Annotated in this window: 10 protein-coding genes, 4 tRNA genes, 1 other RNA gene and 1 pseudogene; 7 read left to right on the forward strand and 9 right to left on the reverse strand. The window is 73.8% G+C overall.

Annotated elements, in window-relative coordinates; translation table 11 throughout:
• Window positions 1-80 precede the first annotated feature (80 nt).
• Window positions 81-578: a YfbM family protein gene (locus tag IE265_RS33135; RefSeq protein WP_229916808.1), complete on the forward strand. Its 498-nt coding sequence runs from the start codon at window positions 81-83 to the stop codon at window positions 576-578.
• Between the two features lie 118 nt (window positions 579-696).
• Here IE265_RS33135 and IE265_RS33140 read toward each other — a convergent pair.
• Window positions 697-784, reverse strand: a tRNA-Ser gene (locus tag IE265_RS33140).
• Window positions 785-856: 72 nt separating this feature from the next.
• Here IE265_RS33140 and ffs point away from each other — a divergent pair.
• From ffs to IE265_RS33160, 4 genes are all read left to right on the forward strand, one after another.
• An RNA gene (gene ffs / locus IE265_RS33145) (signal recognition particle sRNA small type) lies at window positions 857-955 on the forward strand.
• Between the two features lie 130 nt (window positions 956-1,085).
• The gene (locus tag IE265_RS33150; protein WP_190039467.1) at window positions 1,086-3,380 is read left to right on the forward strand and encodes a DNA polymerase III subunit gamma and tau; all 2,295 of its coding nucleotides are present in this window, start codon (window positions 1,086-1,088) and stop codon (window positions 3,378-3,380) included.
• Between the two features lie 330 nt (window positions 3,381-3,710).
• Window positions 3,711-4,961, forward strand: coding sequence for a phosphoribosylamine--glycine ligase (gene purD, locus IE265_RS33155; protein ID WP_190039468.1), 1,251 nt, complete (start codon window positions 3,711-3,713; stop codon window positions 4,959-4,961).
• A 316-nt stretch (window positions 4,962-5,277) separates the two neighbouring features.
• A complete protein-coding gene (locus IE265_RS33160) occupies window positions 5,278-7,212 on the forward strand; it encodes a M48 family metalloprotease (RefSeq protein WP_190039469.1) in 1,935 nt (644 codons plus the stop codon).
• 856 nt (window positions 7,213-8,068) lie between these two features.
• Here the strand turns inward: IE265_RS33160 and IE265_RS33165 are convergent.
• The gene (locus IE265_RS33165; RefSeq protein WP_190039470.1) at window positions 8,069-10,120 is read right to left on the reverse strand and encodes a cell wall-binding repeat-containing protein; all 2,052 of its coding nucleotides are present in this window, start codon (window positions 10,118-10,120) and stop codon (window positions 8,069-8,071) included.
• 317 nt (window positions 10,121-10,437) lie between these two features.
• On the opposite strand from IE265_RS33165, the gene IE265_RS33170 reads away from it, so the two are divergent.
• Both IE265_RS33170 and IE265_RS33175 read left to right on the forward strand, forming a co-directional pair.
• A complete protein-coding gene (locus IE265_RS33170; RefSeq protein ID WP_190039471.1) occupies window positions 10,438-11,973 on the forward strand; it encodes a N,N-dimethylformamidase beta subunit family domain-containing protein in 1,536 nt (511 codons plus the stop codon).
• A gap of 73 nt (window positions 11,974-12,046) precedes the next feature.
• Window positions 12,047-12,946, forward strand: coding sequence for a phosphoribosylaminoimidazolesuccinocarboxamide synthase (locus IE265_RS33175; protein WP_190039472.1), 900 nt, complete (start codon window positions 12,047-12,049; stop codon window positions 12,944-12,946).
• 87 nt (window positions 12,947-13,033) lie between these two features.
• On the opposite strand, the gene IE265_RS33180 is transcribed toward IE265_RS33175, so the two are convergent.
• The 7 genes and pseudogenes from IE265_RS33180 to IE265_RS33210 all read right to left on the reverse strand — a co-directional run bounded on the left by IE265_RS33180 (window position 13,034) and on the right by IE265_RS33210 (window position 17,787).
• Window positions 13,034-13,106: transfer RNA gene (locus IE265_RS33180), tRNA-Gly, on the reverse strand.
• Window positions 13,107-13,128: 22 nt separating this feature from the next.
• The gene (locus IE265_RS33185; RefSeq protein WP_190039473.1) at window positions 13,129-13,794 is read right to left on the reverse strand and encodes a response regulator transcription factor; all 666 of its coding nucleotides are present in this window, start codon (window positions 13,792-13,794) and stop codon (window positions 13,129-13,131) included.
• 317 nt (window positions 13,795-14,111) lie between these two features.
• Window positions 14,112-15,338, reverse strand: a pseudogene (locus IE265_RS33190) (sensor histidine kinase); the annotation flags it as partial.
• 203 nt (window positions 15,339-15,541) lie between these two features.
• Window positions 15,542-16,351, reverse strand: coding sequence for an ABC transporter permease (locus IE265_RS33195; protein ID WP_190039475.1), 810 nt, complete (start codon window positions 16,349-16,351; stop codon window positions 15,542-15,544).
• Window positions 16,348-17,310 (reverse strand): ABC transporter ATP-binding protein, encoded by a 963-nt coding sequence (locus tag IE265_RS33200; RefSeq protein ID WP_190039476.1) that lies wholly within the window; start codon window positions 17,308-17,310, stop codon window positions 16,348-16,350. Before IE265_RS33200 ends, IE265_RS33195 begins: the two co-directional genes overlap by 4 nt.
• A gap of 248 nt (window positions 17,311-17,558) precedes the next feature.
• Window positions 17,559-17,634: transfer RNA gene (locus tag IE265_RS33205), tRNA-Gly, on the reverse strand.
• Window positions 17,635-17,715: 81 nt separating this feature from the next.
• A tRNA-Gly gene (locus IE265_RS33210) sits at window positions 17,716-17,787 on the reverse strand.
• Between the last annotated feature and the right edge of the window lie 147 nt (window positions 17,788-17,934).

Below are 17,934 nucleotides of genomic sequence, written 5' to 3' on the forward strand. Positions count from 1 at the left end.
CGTCAGTCAGTGCCAGAGCCACGACCACCGGGACCCTGAGTATCAGCATCAATGTCAGTGCCCCGCCCTAGCCTCCGGCCATGAGCATGATCGGTGAGTACCTGCGTGTGACGCCCGCCGAACTCGACCGCGCGCTCCGGGACCCCGGCTGGGCCCTGGACCTCGTGGACGGGCTCCGGGACGCCGAGGAGGACTCGGAGCCGCCGGCCGGGGCCCGCCTCTTCAGCACGTACAAGACCTGGGACCTGCTCCGCTTCCTGCTGGCGCGCACCGGGTTCCCCGTGAACGTGATCCAGGGCGAGGAGGTCCTCTGCGAGAGCGAGGACTGGGGGTACGGGCCTCCGGGGTACCTGCGGCCCGAGCGCGTCCGGCTCGCGGCCCGGCTGCTGCGCGCCCTGCCCTACGACGGGCTGATCGACGGGGTGGACCCGGCCGGACCGGCGGAGGCCGAGCTGTATCCGTGGGGGCGCGGCGGCTCCGTGGACCTCGACTGGGCGCGGCCCTGGTACGACGGCATGACACGGTTCTTCGAGTCCGCCGCCGAGGCGGACGACGCGGTCCTGGTCTGGCTCGACTGACGCACCGGGCCGGTCCGGAGGCGCCCCGGCCCCGAAATCCGGAGTGCTCTGGACCCGACAACGTCGAAGGGCCCCACCTCGCGGTGGGGCCCTTCGACGTTAGTGCCCGGTGAGGCACTGGCGGAGGATACGAGATTCGAACTCGTGAGGGGTTGCCCCCAACACGCTTTCCAAGCGTGCGCCCTAGGCCACTAGGCGAATCCTCCGCGGCAAACAATACAAGACGTTGAGGAGTGCTCGCGAACTCGTTCCCACCCCCCGGGATCCTGTACCCTGTGCGGAGCCCCTCACGTGGCGCTATCTGACTGAACTCCCCCAGGGCCGGAAGGCAGCAAGGGTAGGTCGGCTCTGGCGGGTGCGTGGGGGGCGCTTGCGTTCGCGAGCCGTTCCGAGGGCCCCGGCTGGAGCGGCCCCGGGCGGTACGCCGCGGCGGCCCCGGTGCCAGGCGTTCCGGCGATGCCCCGCACGCGGTCCTTGATGTCAGTGCGCGCCTATAACCTCGTAAGCGTGTCGTCTCTCGCGCTGTACCGCCGTTATCGCCCGGAGTCGTTCGCCGAGGTCATCGGGCAGGAGCATGTCACCGACCCGTTGCAGCAGGCGCTGCGGAACAACCGGGTCAATCACGCGTACCTGTTCAGCGGGCCGCGCGGATGCGGGAAGACGACCAGCGCACGCATCCTGGCCCGCTGCCTGAACTGCGAGCAGGGACCCACGCCGACCCCGTGCGGCGAGTGCCAGTCCTGCCGCGACCTGGCACGCAACGGCCCCGGTTCCATCGACGTCATCGAGATCGACGCCGCGTCCCACGGTGGTGTCGACGACGCCCGTGACCTGCGCGAGAAGGCGTTCTTCGGGCCCGCGAGCAGTCGTTACAAGATCTACATCATCGACGAGGCCCACATGGTCACGCCGGCCGGCTTCAACGCCCTCCTGAAGGTCGTCGAGGAGCCGCCCGAGCACCTCAAGTTCATCTTCGCGACCACCGAGCCCGAGAAGGTCATCGGGACGATCCGGTCGAGGACGCACCACTACCCGTTCCGCCTCGTGCCCCCCGGGACCCTCCGGCAGTACCTGGGCGAGGTCTGCGGCCGCGAGGGCATCCCCGTCGAGGACGGGGTGCTGCCGCTCGTCGTCCGCTCCGGCGCGGGATCCGTGCGTGACTCCATGTCCGTCATGGACCAGCTCCTCGCCGGGGCCCGCGAGGAAGGTGTGACGTATGCCATGGCCACCTCCCTCCTCGGCTACACGGACGGGTCGCTGCTCGACTCGGTCGTCGAGGCCTTCGCCTCCGGCGACGGAGCCGCGGCCTTCGAGGTCGTCGACCGCGTCATCGAGGGCGGCAACGACCCCCGGCGGTTCGTCGCCGACCTGCTGGAGCGGCTGCGCGACCTGGTGATCCTCGCCGCCGTGCCGGACGCCGGGGAGAAGGGGCTCATCGACGCCCCCGCCGACGTGGTGGAGCGGATGACGGCCCAGGCCGGGGTGTTCGGCGCGGCCGAGCTGAGCCGTGCCGCCGACCTGGTCAACGCGGGACTCACCGAGATGCGCGGCGCCACCTCGCCCCGCCTCCAGCTGGAGCTGATCTGCGCCCGCGTGCTGCTGCCCGCCGCGTACGGGGACGAGCGGTCCCTCATGGCGAGGCTCGACCGCGTCGAGCGCGGCGTGAACTTCGCGGGGGCCGCGGCGCAGGCGCCCGCCATGGGGTACGTGCCCGGGCCCGAGTCGCACGGCGGTGCCCCCCGTGCCGCGGTGCAGGGCAGTGCCCAGGCCGTGCCGCCCGGCGCGGGTCCCGCGGCGGCCCGCGCGGCGGTGCGGGGAGCGGGTGCTCCCGGCGGCGACGGCGACGCCGCGACGCCCCAAGCGCAGCCGCCGCAGAGCTCGTCGCCGCAGGCTCCGCAGCAGCAGGCTCCCGCCGCCGCGGCCCCCATTCAGGCGCCCGCGCCGGTGGAGCCCGCGCCCGTCGCCGAGCAGCCGCCGGCTCCCGCCCAGCCCGCCCCCGGGGCATGGCCCGCCGCGACGGCCGTCGGCAGCGGGCGGCGGCCCGGCGGGTGGCCCACCCCAGCGTCCGCGGGCGGCGGGCGCCCGGCGTCCCCGCAGTCCGGACCGCCGGCCGCCCCCACTCCGCCGTACGGGCAGGACGTCCCGGCCGGCGCGGCTGCCGCCCAGGCGGCGGCCCCGTCGGCTCCCTCCGCGTTCTCCGCCCCGCCCGCCGGCGGACCCGATCCCCGCATGCTCTGGCCGAACATCCTGGAGGCGGTGAAGAACCGCCGCCGCTTCACCTGGATCCTGCTCAGCCAGAACGCGCAGGTGACGGGCTTCGACGGCACGACGCTCCAGATCGGCTTCGTGAACGCGGGCGCCCGGGACAACTTCGCGAGCAGCGGCAGCGAGGACGTACTGCGCCAGTCGCTGGCCGAGCTGTTCAACGTGCAGTGGAAGGTCGAGGCGGTCGTCGACCCGTCAGGCGGCTCCGCGCCCCCGGCCGCACCCGGTCCCGGCTTCGGCGGTGGGTACGGCGGCGGCTACGGCTCTGGGGGCGCCGCACCCGCCGCGCCCAGGCCCGCCCCGCAGCAGCCCGCCGCCCCGGCGTCGCGGCCCGCCTCGGCGTCCCCGTCCGGCCCGGCGCCCGGCTCGGCCCCGTCCGCCTCCCGTCCGCCGGCCCCCGAGCCGCCGCCGATCTCGCCGGAGGACGACATCGCGGAGGACGACGACCCGGACCTGGACGAGTCGGCGCTGTCGGGCCACGAACTGATCGTGCGCGAGCTCGGGGCGACCGTGGTCGAGGAATTCACGAACGAGTAGCGCCGGGCACGGCCCGGCGTCTGCACGGCCGCCCCCGCGGGACCGTCCGCCGGACGGGCCGACCGGACGGGCCGACCGGTCACCGACCGGCGCGAACGCCGGGACCCGCCCTGACTGATTTCCGTGGCATGGCGGACCCCGTACCGCCGGACCCCGTACCGCTCGCCCGCGGCGGCCGGACTGCGTTCCGCCTGCTGTCAGGCGCCCGGTGCGTCCCGATCGCCGTCGGGTTCCGAGGGGCTGCGGCTCGTAGGATCCGACGAGCCCGCGCCGGTCCGTCCTTCGGAAGCCCGCACAAGGCCACCACTCCCGCCAGCTAGGCTGACCCCCGTGAAGGTCCTTGTCATCGGCGGCGGCGCCCGCGAACACGCCCTGTGCCGCTCCTTGTCCCTCGACCCCGACGTCACCGCGCTGCACTGTGCTCCAGGCAACGCGGGCATCGCCGAGGTGGCCGAGCTGCACCCGGTCGACGCCCTCGACGGCGGGGCCGTGGCCGCGCTGGCCGCGGAACTCGGTGCCGAGCTGGTGGTCGTCGGCCCGGAGGCACCGCTCGTGGCCGGGGTCGCCGACGCCGTGCGCGCCGCAGGTGTCCCGGTGTTCGGCCCCTCGAAGGAGGCCGCCGAGCTGGAGGGCTCCAAGGCGTTCGCCAAGGACGTCATGGCCGCCGCGGGCGTACCGACCGCCCGTTCGTACGTCTGCACGAACCCGGCCGAGGTCGACGAGGCGCTGGACGCGTTCGGAGCCCCGTACGTCGTCAAGGACGACGGTCTCGCGGCCGGCAAGGGCGTCGTCGTGACGAGCGACCTGGCGGTGGCCACGGCCCACGCCAACGCCTGCGACCGCGTGGTCGTCGAGGAGTTCCTCGACGGGCCCGAGGTCAGCCTCTTCGCGATCACCGACGGCCGGACGGTCGTCCCGCTCCAGCCCGCCCAGGACTTCAAGCGGGCGCTGGACGGGGACGAGGGCCCGAACACCGGCGGCATGGGCGCGTACTCGCCCCTCCCGTGGGCCGACCCGAAGCTGGTCGACGAGGTCATGGAGACCGTCCTGCAGCCGACGGTCGACGAGATGCGCCGCCGCGGCACACCCTTCTCCGGACTGCTCTACGCCGGCCTCGCGATCACCTCGCGCGGTGTCCGTGTCATCGAGTTCAACGCCCGCTTCGGCGACCCCGAGACGCAGGTCGTCCTGGCCCGGCTGAAGACGCCCCTCGCGGGTGTCCTCCTCGCGTCGGCGAACGGCACGCTCGCGGACCTCGAACCGCTCCGGTGGAGCGACGACGCCGCCGTCACCGTGGTCATCGCCTCGCACAACTACCCGGACACCCCGCGCACCGGCGACCCCATCGAGGGCCTCGACGAGGTGGCCGAGCGGGACGCCCCGCACGCGTACGTCCTGCACGCCGGTACGAAGCGGGTCGGCGGTTCGATCGTGAGCGCGGGCGGCCGGGTGCTCTCCGTCACGGCGAGCGGCAAGGACCTCACCGCGGCCCGCTCCCGTGCGTACGCGGCGCTCGGGCGCATCCGGCTCGACGGCTCCCAGCACCGCACGGACATCGCCGCGAAGGTGGCCGGGGAGTAACCCTCGGTTACCCACCGTCATCTGCGTGATCGCACGTCGTACGACCTTTTCGGGCCCCGGATCCGGCACAGGATCCGGGGCCCTTTCGTCAGCCACCTCTGCCCAAAGCCATTCCATCGAGTGACCGATCCCCCATCCGGCTGACGAGGGCCGGGGCCCCAACTATGGTGCGGCGCAAGCGTTCCGGCACTTGGCCCACCGGCATTGCGATGTCGGTGCCGGGTGCCACAGTGGGGTTGTGAGCAACGCCATGGACGTCCGTCGGCGGTGGCTGGGTATGCACGCGCCGGGCGGGCAATAGGGGGTGAATCCGGTCGTGTCCGGGATGGGTGTGGAGCTGGGTGCGCAGGCCGCGCGCTCACGGGCCCTCGCCGTGCTGCGCGTCCGCAGCAGGGCGCTGGCCGTCGCCCTGCTGCCCGCGGCCGCCGCCGTCGTACTGCTCGTCGGCGGTGCGACCGGGCACATCGGAGGCAGCGGCTGGGACGTCGTCGGCCGGGTCGTGACGGGCCTCGCCGTCCTCGTGCTCCTCGGAGCGGCCGGTGTCGCGCTGGTCGTCGCGCGTGCCCGGCCCGCCGTGAGCCCCACGGTCCCGATCGCCGAGGAGTCGGCGCCCGACCTGTACCGCATGGTGCGGGACCTGGCCGACCGGCTGGAAGTGCCCGCACCCTCGGCGATAGCCCTCACCCCGGACTGCGACAGCTGGCTGGAGGACCGCACCCACCCGGCGCACGCCCCGCCTCCCGCGGAGGACCGGGACGAGATAGCGGGTGTACCGGGCGTACGTGGCCTCCCGTCGGGCCACCGCCGCGTGCCCGCCGCTCCGGTGCTCGTGATCGGCTCCCCGTTCCTGTGGTGGATGCGGGTCGGCGAGCTGCGGGCCGTTCTCGCACCGGTCGTCGCGGGCACGGGGCCCTCGGCGCATCCCGACATAGCCGCGGCCCGCCGTTTCGTACGGGGTCTGGACGCGGCCGTCGCGGTCACGTCGGCACCCTCGCGCGGTCCCCTGGTCCGTGTCCCGCTCGCAGGGATCGGCTGGGTCACCCGGCTGCTGCTGCGCGGCTGCCGTGAGCACGCGGCGGAGATGGAGCGGGGTGTCGCGGCCGCCGCGGCGGAGCGCGCGCAGGCCGTGGACTACGGGCTGCGGATCGTCGCCCAGGAGCAGGTCGGGCTGGCGTACGCCGGCTGGGACCGGCTGCTGACCCGCGTCGCGCTGCCCGCGTGGCGGATGGGCCGCTGGCCCGCCCGGCTGGACGCGGGCGTGGTCGCGGCGCTCACCGAGCTCTCGCGGCGTGATCGGCTCGCGGAGGGGTTCGCCTCCCGGCTCGGCGAGCGGCCCGCCTGCGACCTGCTGGAGGAACCGGGCGCGATGGACGAGGCCGCGTCGCTGCTGGCGGCCCGGCTGTTCCACGGCGGGCCCGCCGAGACCGGGCCCGACTGGGCACCGGTCGCCTGGGACGAGTATCCGGACGAGGTGGTCGACCGGAAGTGGCGGACGGACGCGGCGCGGCTGCACCGGGTCCTGGACACGCTGGGAGTGAGCCGTTCCGCCGGTCCGGGTTCCCCCGGCCGCGACGGGCCCACCCTGGCCCGCGTGATGGACCACCTGAGCCTGGAGGAGTTCGCGGCCGCCGACGCGGGCGGCACGGGGATGCCGGAGCCGGATCCGGAGCTGGGGCCGGGGAAGCAAGGGCCGGGGACGGATCGGCGTGCCGGCACCGGGGCCGGGGCAAGTGGCGCGGCGGAGTCCCACAGGACCGATGGGCCCGTGCCGGTGCCGGCGCAGGCCGAGGAGGAGTCCGTGGGATTCGCCGAGGACGAGGGCGACACCCCGGGGAACGAGCGGAGTGCGGCGCTGGCGGCCGGGCTCAGTGCCGAGGTGGCGCGCGAGGAGGCCGCCCTGCCCGTCGAGCCGGCCGCTCCGACGGTGGGCTCCGTCGGGCAGGCCGGCCCCGATCTGGCCTTCTGGGACGACGGCCTGCTGCCGCTCTTCCCCCTCCAGCCGCCGCGGACCGGGCGGGAACTGCTGGCCGACCACGTGACGGCGATGGTCTGCTGCGCGGCCATGGACACGGCCGGCGCGACGCCGGGCCTCGACTGGCTCGACGGTCCGTCCCTCCTCGTCAACGGCGAGCGGTCCGTCGATCTGGGCCCACGGGTCCTGAGCCTCATAGAGGACGGCGACCCCGTCCCGTTGCGCGCCTGGCTCCGCCGCCTCGGCATCCGCCCGGAGAAGCCCGTCCGGCTCGTCTGACCCCCTTCCCGAGCTGCCCCACCACCCGCAGAAGGAGCCGCGCCGCCAGGGCCGTTCGTGGCGCACACGCACACGCACACGTGTTACGGGCCCGGGGCGGCAGCCCTTCGGCCGCCGTCACGGCTCCCGCGGGTCCGGGCTCGTGCGGTCTGCGCGCTGGGGCGCCGACAAGCCCTCCGGGCGCCGGAATCGCCGTGCTCCCGTGCCCCGGATCTTGCGTTCCGCGTCCCGGACATCCGGTCCCACACGCGCGTACCGGCCCAGAGCCACGGGCACCGACCCGGGGCGGGCACGCACTCCGGCCCTGGGCAGGGGCACACCGGCCCGGGTGACGCGTACGCATACGCGCACCGGCCCGAGGATCTGTACGCACCGACCCCGGATGCGCAGATGCACCGCCCCGGGGCAGGCAGCCCATGGGGCTTGGGCGGGCAGCCCACGAACTCTGGGCGGACCACACACCGCTCGGACGCCCGGAGCACAACCCCGAGTCGGCCACACGGATCGCCCCGGGCACCCCAACACACCGGCCGCAGGCGTGCACCCACATCCGTCCGGGGGCGCTCAGCCCGTCGACCCGGGCACGCGCCCACCAACCCCAGACGGCCGCACGCACCGCCCAGGCGTGCACCCACCCGTCCCGGGGCGCTCAGCCCGCCGACCCCGGTCGCTCAGCCCACCAACCCCTTGCGGGCCGCACACACCGCCCGGGCACCCGTCCAGGCGGGCCGCACCCACCCACCCCCGGTCGCCCAGCCCACCAACCCCAGCGGGCCGCACCCAAGGCCCGGGCACCCAACCGCACCGACCCCGGGCGCGAAGTGCGCCCGGGGCCGGTGGGTGACGGTGTGCTCGGTTACTTGTTGGTGGTCCGCACCGAGTCCAGGTCGGGCGCGACCGTCGCCGTACCGGACCGCAGCTCACCGGCACCGGCACCGGCGGCACCGGCGTCCGTGCCGCCGACGCTCCGGCTGCGCGAGTCCGCGAGCGCCGACTGCTGCGCCGGGACGAGGCCGTTGTAGTACGGCCGGTAGTCCACCAGGGAGGTGCCCGCGCTGATCGCGGAACCCGCCGCGGTCAGTTCGGCCGCGGAGATCGACCCCGTCCCGCCGAAGGCGATGACGGAGTTGACGCCCGCCGCCTGCCGGCGCAGGTAGGACGCGCTGGTCTCCGAGAGCGTGCTCTCGTCGGTCCACAGCACCGGGCCGTAGGAGAGCATGCCGACGCCGGCCGAGACGCCACCGCGCCAGCTGTCCGACCAGGCCAGGCCCGCGACCTGCGGGGCGCTCCACCAGAACTCGGCGAGCGCGACGGAGGTGCCGTCGTGCCCGCTGCCGCTGATCGGGTAGTACGACCACGAGTCGGGCCAGTTGGAGAGGTACGTGTGCGTGAGCGCGTACTTCGCCGAGGCGCCGACCGGGACGACCATGGTGCGGTCGGGGTCGAGCGTGTTGAGGTACGACTTCACCGACGAGGACAGCTTGTTGCCCTCGTTGAGGACGACCGTGCCCTTGCCGCCGTAGCCGAGGGCACCGGCCGCGGCGGAGGCCGACATCGCCGAGTGGTAGTCGGTCCCGGTGGCGAGGAACACGTAGTCCGGGGCGCTGGTGACGGCCTTGGCGACCGCCACGGACGTCGAGTAGCGCGAGGTCCCCGACAGCCGCTTCGGCGTGAAGCCGAGCGAGCCGACCTTGGAGGCGACGGAGCTGGAGAGGATGTCGGTGCCGCCGACGAGGTACACCGTGGCGCCGGGCTTCAGCGTGCGCTTCAGCTCCGCCTGCACGTTCGCCGACAGCGAGGTCTCCGACGTCATCAGCAGGGGGCCCAGCTTCTGGCCGGCGAGCGACTGCCCGGTCAGCGCGTAGGACGGGCTGTCCTTGCTGATCAGGACGGCCGAACGGGCGTCGATCAGGCCGGGCTCGCTCTGGCCGACCGTGTTCCACGTCCAGCGGGACGCCGCGATGTTGGTGCCGTACGAGTCGGCGCCCCAGACCCGGCCCGCCCCCTGCTTGCGCAGCGGCTGCCAGGCCATGTTGGTGACGGAGGAGGTGCCCGGCGGGAGCGGCATCCTGGTGGCCTCGCCGGTGGCGACGTCCACGATGCGCGGAGCGGCCGCGTCCTCGTCGGTCCCGTTGGTCAGGACGATCCGGTCGCCGCTGGGCGACCACGCCGGCATCTCGGCGCCGTCCTCGAAGGTGAGCTGGCGCTCGCCGGTGCCGTCGACGTTGACGACGAACAGCCGGCGCAGGCCGTCGGCCTCGCGGACGAAGGCGACCCGCGTCCCGTCGGGCGAGATCGCCGGGTCGTCGCCTACATCGGTCAGCTTGGTGAAGCCGCCGGTGTTGATGTCGTGGATCCAGACGGCCGAACCGGTCGGCGAGCCGCAGGTGTCGCCGGTGCGAACGAAGGCGATCAGTCCGTTGACGGACGCGCTCGGCTCGCGGTCGCAGCCGTCCTCCGAGGTGGAGAACAGCGGCTGGCCGTAGCGGGAGCCGTCCGAGGACGCGTAGCGCAGCCGGCCGCTGCCGGAGTAGACGATCGTGTCGCCCCGGCCCAGGAACGTCGGGTCGCCGACGCTGCTCACGGAGCCCTGCTCCTGGATCTTGACCAGGGTGGAGCCGGTGTACCGGCGGGTCTCGACCCGGCCGTTCTTCACGTACGCGACCCGGCTGCCGTCCGGCGACCAGGACGGCTGCGTGGCGTCCGCCAGGAAGTCGGTGTAGCTGCCGGTGCCGACCTCGTGCGTCTGGAGCGTGTTGCGCGCACCGTTGAGGTACATCAGCCTGCCGTCCGTGGCCTGCCAGGTCACGGGTTCCGCGGCCGTGGCGCCCGGCGCCCCGGCCATGCCCGCCGCCACGGCGACGGCGGTTCCGAGCGCCGCGAGTACGCGGCTTCTACGCATGTTCATGTGCCCCCACAGAAGTGTTGGAGTGCTGTCGTTCGCCTCCCCGGCGCGGAACGGACACCTCACGTTCCTCCGCGACAGCTGCGCCACTGTATATGCACAAGTGATCAAAAAGGAACAGCTTTGAACGTCACCGGTCTGCTCTCCTTCCGGCGGGCCCCGCCCCGCCGCCGGAGGTCCGGTGATGCCCCGTCAATTAGCGACGAACGGTGACGGGCCGCGTGCGTAATGTGATGTGCTGGGACCGTTCGATGACAGGGCGCCGGCCGTACGCGCCAAGGGCCGCCGGGGCCGACGGGGGCACGAAGGAGGGACGGCGCATGGATTCGGAGCGGATCCGCCGATGGGAGTCGGGCGCGATGGCGCACGCCGTCACGGACCCCTTCGGGCAGGGCCCGGTCCCCTGGCTGCGCGGCAGCGAGCAGTACTTCGGCGACACCGGCCAGGTCGTCCCCTGGTACGTGGAGCACGCCCCGCCGCCCGGTGCGACCGCCCCGGGCGCGACCGGCCACGGCCGGCCCGGGACCGCGACCGCCCCCCGCATCCCCGCCCCCCGCTCCACCACCGGAGGCCCCCGCTCGGCCGACGACGTCCGCCGCCAGATCAAGGGCTTCGCCTCCACCGGAGCGGTCGCCCCGGGCGAGGCCGTCGACTTCCACATCACCGTCGACCCGCCCCAGCAGTTCGGCGTGGACATCTACCGCATCGGCCACTACGGCGGCGACGGCGCCGGGAAGATCACCACGAGCCCTCGGCTGTCCGGGATCGTCCAGCCCCCGCCGCTCACCGCGGACCGCACGGTGTCCTGCCACCACTGGTGGCTCTCCTGGCGGCTGCAGATCCCGTCGTACTGGAACGCCGGCGCGTACGTGGCGGTCCTGACCACCGACGACGGCCACCGCTCGCACATCCCCTTCACCGTCCGCCACGACCACCCGGCCGACCTGCTGCTGCTCCTGCCGGACGTCACCTGGCAGGCGTACAACCTCTACCCGGAGGACGGCAGGACCGGCGCGAGCCTCTACCACGCGTGGGACGGGAACGGCCGGCTGCTCGGCGAGGCCGACGCCGCGACGACCGTCTCCTTCGACCGCCCGTACGCGGGCGCGGGCCTGCCCCTGCACGTCGGACACGCCTACGACTTCATCCGCTGGGCCGAGCGCTACGGCTACGACGTGGCGTACGCCGACGCCCGCGACCTGCACGCGGGCCGCGTCGACCCGACCCGCTACCGCGGCCTCGTCTTCCCCGGGCACGACGAGTACTGGTCCGCGGCGATGCGGCGCACGGTGGAGCTGGCCCGCGACAGCGGCACCTCGCTCGTCTTCCTCTCCGCCAACACCATGTACTGGCGGATCGAGTTGGGCCGGTCCCCGTCGGGCGTCCCCGACCGGCTGCTGACCTGCCGCAAGCGCCGCGGCCCCGGCAGGCCCGCGTTGTGGCGCGAGGTCGACCGCCCCGAGCAGGAACTCCTCGGCATCCAGTACGCGGGCCGGGTCCCGGAGGCGCACCCCATGGTCGTCCGCAACGCCGACCACTGGCTTTGGGACGCGACCGGGGCCCACGAGGGCGACGAACTGGAGGGCATGGTCGCCGGCGAGGCGGACCGTTACTTCCCGCGCGTCCCCCTGCCCGGGCACCAGGGCCGCATCCTGCTGTCCCACTCGCCCTACCGGGACACCGAGGGGGCGATCCGCCACCAGGAGACGTCGCTGTACCGCGCGCCCTCGGGAGCCCTCGTCTTCGCGTCCGGCACGTTCGCCTGGTCCCCGGCACTGGACCGCCCCGGGCACACCGACGCCCGCGTCCAGCGCGCCACGGCGAACCTCCTGGACCGCATCTGCAAACGCGACTGACCGGACCCTGTCCTTCCCGGCCCCCGGCATACGGGAGAATCGAGCCACTTATACAGAACCACGGGGAGGAACCGTGTCCGGATTCGTCGAAAAGCCCGAGGCCCCAGAGGTCCCGGGTCTGGTGCATCTGCACACCGGCAAGGTGCGCGATCTGTACCAGAACGAGGCGGGCGACCTCGTGATGGTCGCCAGCGACCGCATCTCCGCGTACGACTGGGTGCTCCCCACGGAGATCCCCGACAAGGGCCGCGTCCTGACGCAGCTCTCGCTCTGGTGGTTCGACCAGTTCGCGGATCTGATGCCGAACCACGTCCTGAGCACCGAACTCCCGGCCGGCGCCCCCGCCGAGTGGCGGGGCCGGACGCTGGTCTGCAAGTCGCTGCGGATGGTCCCGGTCGAGGCCGTGGCCCGCGGCTATCTCGCCGGCTCGGGCCTCGTCGAGTACCGGGAGACCCGTACGGTCTGCGGCCTCCCCCTTCCCGAGGGCCTGACCGACGGTTCGGAGCTGCCCGCCCCGATCTTCACGCCGGCCACCAAGGCCGCCGTCGGCGAGCACGACGAGAACGTCTCGTACGAGGAGGTCGCCCGGCAGGTCGGCGCCGAGACCGCGGCCGAGGTGCGTCGCGCCACGCTCGCCGTCTACGGCCGGGGCCGGGACGTGGCGCGCGAGCGCGGGATCATCCTCGCGGACACGAAGTTCGAGTTCGGCTTCGACGGCGACACCCTCGTCATCGCCGACGAGGTGCTCACCCCGGACTCCTCCCGCTTCTGGCCCGCCGACGAGTGGGAGCCGGGCCGTCCGCAGCCCTCGTTCGACAAGCAGTTCGTCCGCGACTGGCTCACCTCCGCCGAGTCCGGCTGGGACCGCCGGAGCGAGCAGCCGCCGCCCGCCCTGCCCCAGCAGGTCGTGGACGCGACCCGCGCCAAGTACGTGGAGGCCTACGAGCGCCTGACGGGTGCCGGCTGGGCCTGAGCGAGCGCCCCGGGCAACCCCCGGGGCGACCGTCCATGACGACACGAAGAAGCCCCCGGTCGCGATGACCGGGGGCTTCCTCGTCTGAGCGGACGACCAGGTTCGAACTGGCGACCTCAACCTTGGCAAGGTTGCGCTCTACCAACTGAGCTACGTCCGCATGCGCCGTGGCGCGAGAGCCACTATACCCAACCTCGCTCCCGTGCGAGCCGCACTGCCGCATGCCGGTTCTCCGCCCCGAGCTTCGAGACGGCCGACGACAGGTAGTTGCGCACGGTCCCCTGGGAGAGCGCGGCCCGCTCCGCGATCTCCGCGACGGGCGCGCCGTCGGCCGCCAGCTCCAGCACCTCCGCCTCGCGCGCGGTCAGCGGGGAGTCCCCGGCGGAGATCGCGTCGGCCGCCAACTCCGGGTCCACGTAACGGTTTCCGGCGTGGACCGTACGAATGATCTCGGCGAGCCGCTGCGCGCTGACCGTCTTCGGGACGAACCCGCGCACACCCGCAGCAAGCGCCCGCTTCAGGTGCCCGGGGCGCCCGTGGCTCGTCACGATCAGTACGCGGCAGGACGGCAGTTCGGCCCGCAGTGATGTGGCGACCCTCACACCGTCGGCACCGGGCATCTGGAGGTCCAGCACGGCCACGTCGGGTTCGTGGGCGCGTGCCATGGCGAGCGCCTCGGGCCCACTCGCCGCCTCCGCCACCACGAGCAGATCCCCCTCCAGCCCGAGCAGCGCGGCGAGGGCCCCGCGGATCAGGTGCTCGTCGTCCGCGAGCAGCAGCCGTACGGGACGCGCGGGCCGCGGGGGCGGGACGGCGGACACGGGCGGGACCGGCGGTACCGATGTCATGAGGCCTCATTCACGGGACGGGACGCGGAGCACGGGACGGCACCGGCCGCCCGGACCGGTGGTGGACCACCGCCGTCGGCCGTCGCGCCCCCGCTGCCGTCGAAGTCGGGACCGGGAGCGGGATTGGGATTGGGATCGGGATCGCGATCGGGCCTGGGGCGGGAGCCGGGACCGCCCCCGGTGTCCGGTCCCGTGCCGGTGACGTTGCCGCCCCCGGTGTCCGTGCCGGTGCCCGTGCCCGTGACGGTGTCGGGCTCGCTGCGGCCCGGTACGGGGATGCCGGGCATCCCGTCCGCCGGAACCGCGGGCGGGGTGCCCGGCAGAGGTACCTCGGCCACCAGCCGGAACACGCCCGCCCCGGCGAATCCCGCCTCCAGGGTCCCGTCCACCGCGGACAGCCGTTCGCGGAGCCCGGCGAGCCCGGACCCGCCGCCCGCGCGCGTCCCGGGCACCCCGCCGCTCCCCGTCCCGCGGTCCTCCACCCCGTCGTTCTCCACGGTGAGCACCACACGGCCCCCGGTCACCGTCAGCGCCACGCGGCACCGCGCCGCGTCGCCGTGCCGCAGTACGTTCGTCGTGGCCTCGCGCACCACCCATCCCAGCGCCGACTGGACCGCGGGCGGCAGCCCCTCCGCGGAGCCGCTGACCGTGCAGTCGACCCCTGCCGCGGCCAACACTCCCCGGGCGCCCAGCAGTTCGGTGCCGAGGTCCGCCTCGCGGTAGCCGCGGACGACCTCGCGGACCTCCCGCTGCGACTCCTGGGCGATCCGCTGCACCTCGATCATCTGGTCCACGGCCTCGGGTCGTTCGCGCCGGGCGAGCTGGACGGCGAGCTCGCTCTTGAGCGCGATCACCGCGAGGTTGCGGCCCATCACGTCGTGCAGATCGCGGCCGAACCTGAGCCGTTCCTCGGCGACGGCCAGCCGGGTGCGGGTCTCGCGGGCCGCGTCGAGTTCGTACACGGCGTCGAGGAGCCACACCGAGAAGACGGACGTGAAGGCGACGAACCCGGCGGAGACCAGCACGGCGAAGGCCGTGGCCAGCGCCGCGGCCCCGGGCATGCCCGCCGCGAGCCCCACGACGGCGGTCCCCGCCCCGAAGGCGCCGACCAGGGCCGGCACACGTCGCCGCTCGCGCATCCCGAGCGTGACCGTGCCCGCCCCGAAGGCGAGCACCCCCACGAACATCGAGGCCGCCGCCGTCTCGCCGTCGTCGCCCCCGGGGCCGTGCTGGGCCACGACGAGCGCGGCGGTCCCCAGCAGCGCGCTGACGACGGTCAGTGCCACGAGCAGGCGTACGGGCTGCCCTCGGCCGCCGCGCGTCCAGTCGAGCGCCCGGGACGCCGTCACCCCGCACAGCAGGGCGTGGCCGACGATCGGCACGAAGACCCACAGCGCGAGCGGCACCCCGACGAGCCCGAACACGGGCAGCCCGATCACCGCGACCTCGATCAGGGCGAAGGAGTGGTAGGACCAGCGGGTGTACGTCTCGACCTTCGCCGGCGTGCTCTTCCCGCGCCACCAGACACCCGGCTTGCGCCGCATGCCCGGCCTCCCGGCACCGGGACCCGGCACCGCGGGCCTCCGCCCACCGGACCTCGCCCGCCCCGGCACGCGCCGGCCCGGCTTCCCCGCCTCCACGGGCGTGGCGGCCCCCTCGTCCGTCCCCGTGCCCGCCCCGGTGTCCGTGTTCGCCCCGGCTTCCGTGCCCGTCATGTCCCCGCCCCGTACCCGTGTGCCCGGCATGGTCAGTGCCGCGGTTCCCAGCGGAACCACCGCCGTACAGCAAACACCGCGATGACGGCCCAGGCCAGCGCCGTCGCGACGGCGCCCAGGGCCTCGTACGCGCCGAGGTCCCCCGTCCAGCCGCCGCGCAGCAGCGTGATCGCGGGGGAGAGCGGCAGCAGTTCGCAGAAGGACGCGAGCCGGTCGGGCAGCATCTCCAGCGGGACTGCGATCCCCGATCCCATCAGGGAGAGGAACATGAACGGCAGGCCCGTCACCTGGGCGCTCTCGGCCGACCTGCTGAAGCTCGCGGTCACCGCGCCCGCAGCCGCGCACAGCACCACACCGAACAGCAGTCCCGCGACCGCGAGATGGGGTGCCGCGGGCGCGCCCACGTCGAGGAGCAGGGCGCAGCCCACCGCCAGCAGCAGGCACTGCGCCAGGCCGAGGACAACGGCGGGCAGCGCCGCGCCGACGAGGATCTCGGTGTCCCGCAGCTCACCGGTCCGCAGCCGCTTGAGGACGAGTTCCTCGCGGCGGGCCACATAGATCCCGGTCAGGGCCGCGTACACGGCGAAGACCAGGGAGAAGCCGAAGCCCGCCGGGAGCATCACGTCCCCCGAGGTGAGGCCCGCGGCCTTCAGGTCCGCCTCGTCGAAGGCGGAGCGCACGCTCAGCGGCAGCACCAGAGGCACGCACGCCGCGGTGAAGAGCGTGCCCTTGCTTCGCCCGAGCAGTGTCACCTCGGCCCGCGCGAGCGCCGCCATGCGGCGTGCCCCGGTCACGGTCGTGCGCTCGGGTGCGGGACTCTCCGCGATGGTCCGCGTGCTCATGCCGCGACCTCCTTCTCCGCCTCGGCCGCCCCGGAGACGGCCACGTCACGGGCGATCCGCAGGAACGCCTCCTCCAACGACCCCTGGCGCACGTCCAGGCCCCGCAGTTCGACCCCGGACCGTTCGGCCCACACCAGCAGGCCGGTGGCCGCCCGCTGGAGTTCGTTCGTACGCAGTCGCAGCATCCGCCCCTCCACGTCGTGCCCGGTGATCCCGAGCGGGGCGAGCGGCGGCAGATCGCCGGGGAGGTAGCCGTCGGGCAGTTCGAAGGAGATCCGGGAGGGCTGGGAGGCTGTCACCTCGGCCGGGGTCCCGGAGGCCGCGATCCGTCCGGCGTGCAGGATCGCCAGCCGGTCGGCGAGACCCTCGGCCTCCTCCAGGTAGTGGGTGGTCAGCAGCACGGTCGTGCCCGTGTCGCGCAGCCCGCGCACCAACTCCCAGGTCTCCTTGCGCCCTTCGGCGTCGAGTCCGGTGGTCGGCTCGTCCAGGAACAGCACCTCCGGGCGGCCGAGGAGCGCGAGCGTCAGGTCCAGGCGGCGCTTCTCACCGCCGGACAGCTGCTTGATCCGTACGTCCGCCCGGCCGGCGAGGCCGACCATGGCCAGCGCCTCGTCCACCGGCCGCGCCCCGCTTGTGAACCCCGCCCACATGCGTACGGTCTCCGCGACGGTCAGCTCGGACGAGAAGCCGCCCTCCTGGAGCATGACGCCGATGCGCGGACGCAGCGCGGCGCGTTCGGTGTACGGGTCGTGGCCGAGGACGCGGACCCGTCCGCCGGCCGGCGGCGCGAGGCCCTCCAGCAGTTCGACGGTGGAGGTCTTGCCCGCTCCGTTGGTCCCCAGCAGCGCGAACACCTCCCCGCGGCCCACGGCGAAGGTCACCCCCCGGACCGCCTCGAACTCTCCCCCGTACACGCGTCGCAGATCCGTGACCTCAATCACGTGCTCGTTCGTGTTCATGGAACAAGCGTCACGGACGCCGGGCCGCGCGGGCAGTGCGCGCTGTCATCGCCGCACATGACAAATGTCAGATGCCGGCTCTCGGGCGGCGGGGACCGGGCGCCGCCCGCACACCCGAAGGGCTCCGGCACCGGCCCGGACTCCGGCACCGGGCCGCGGACGGAAAAGTGCGGCGGAGAAGGCGCGTCGCGGCGTTCCGGCGCAGACACGAGAAAGACCCCGGTCGCATGACCGGGGTCTTCACTTTCTGGAGCGGACGACGAGGCTCGAACTCGCGACCTCAACCTTGGCAAGGTTGCGCTCTACCAACTGAGCTACGTCCGCATGTGCATCCGACCGGCTTTCACCGATCGGCGCGTGCATCAGCCTACCTGATCCAGATGACTGGTCCGATTGGCGATGCAGAGCGGGTGACAGGAATTGCACACTGCGCCTTCCCCCTGGAAGGGGGATGTTCTACTACTGAACTACACCCGCGTGACTCCGTGAGCCGGGCCTTTCGGCCTTGCCCCTCGGCGTGTTCCAGACTCTAGCTGATCAGCCGGGGTGCAGCGCAAGTCGGTTGCCGAGGGAGTGCGGCCGCGGTCCGTCCACCGGGCCCCGAGCGCCTGGTGGGCGGGCCGC

Origin of the sequence: Streptomyces fructofermentans, assembly GCF_014651055.1 — a bacterium.
Lineage (GTDB): Bacteria > Actinomycetota > Actinomycetes > Streptomycetales > Streptomycetaceae > Streptomyces > Streptomyces fructofermentans.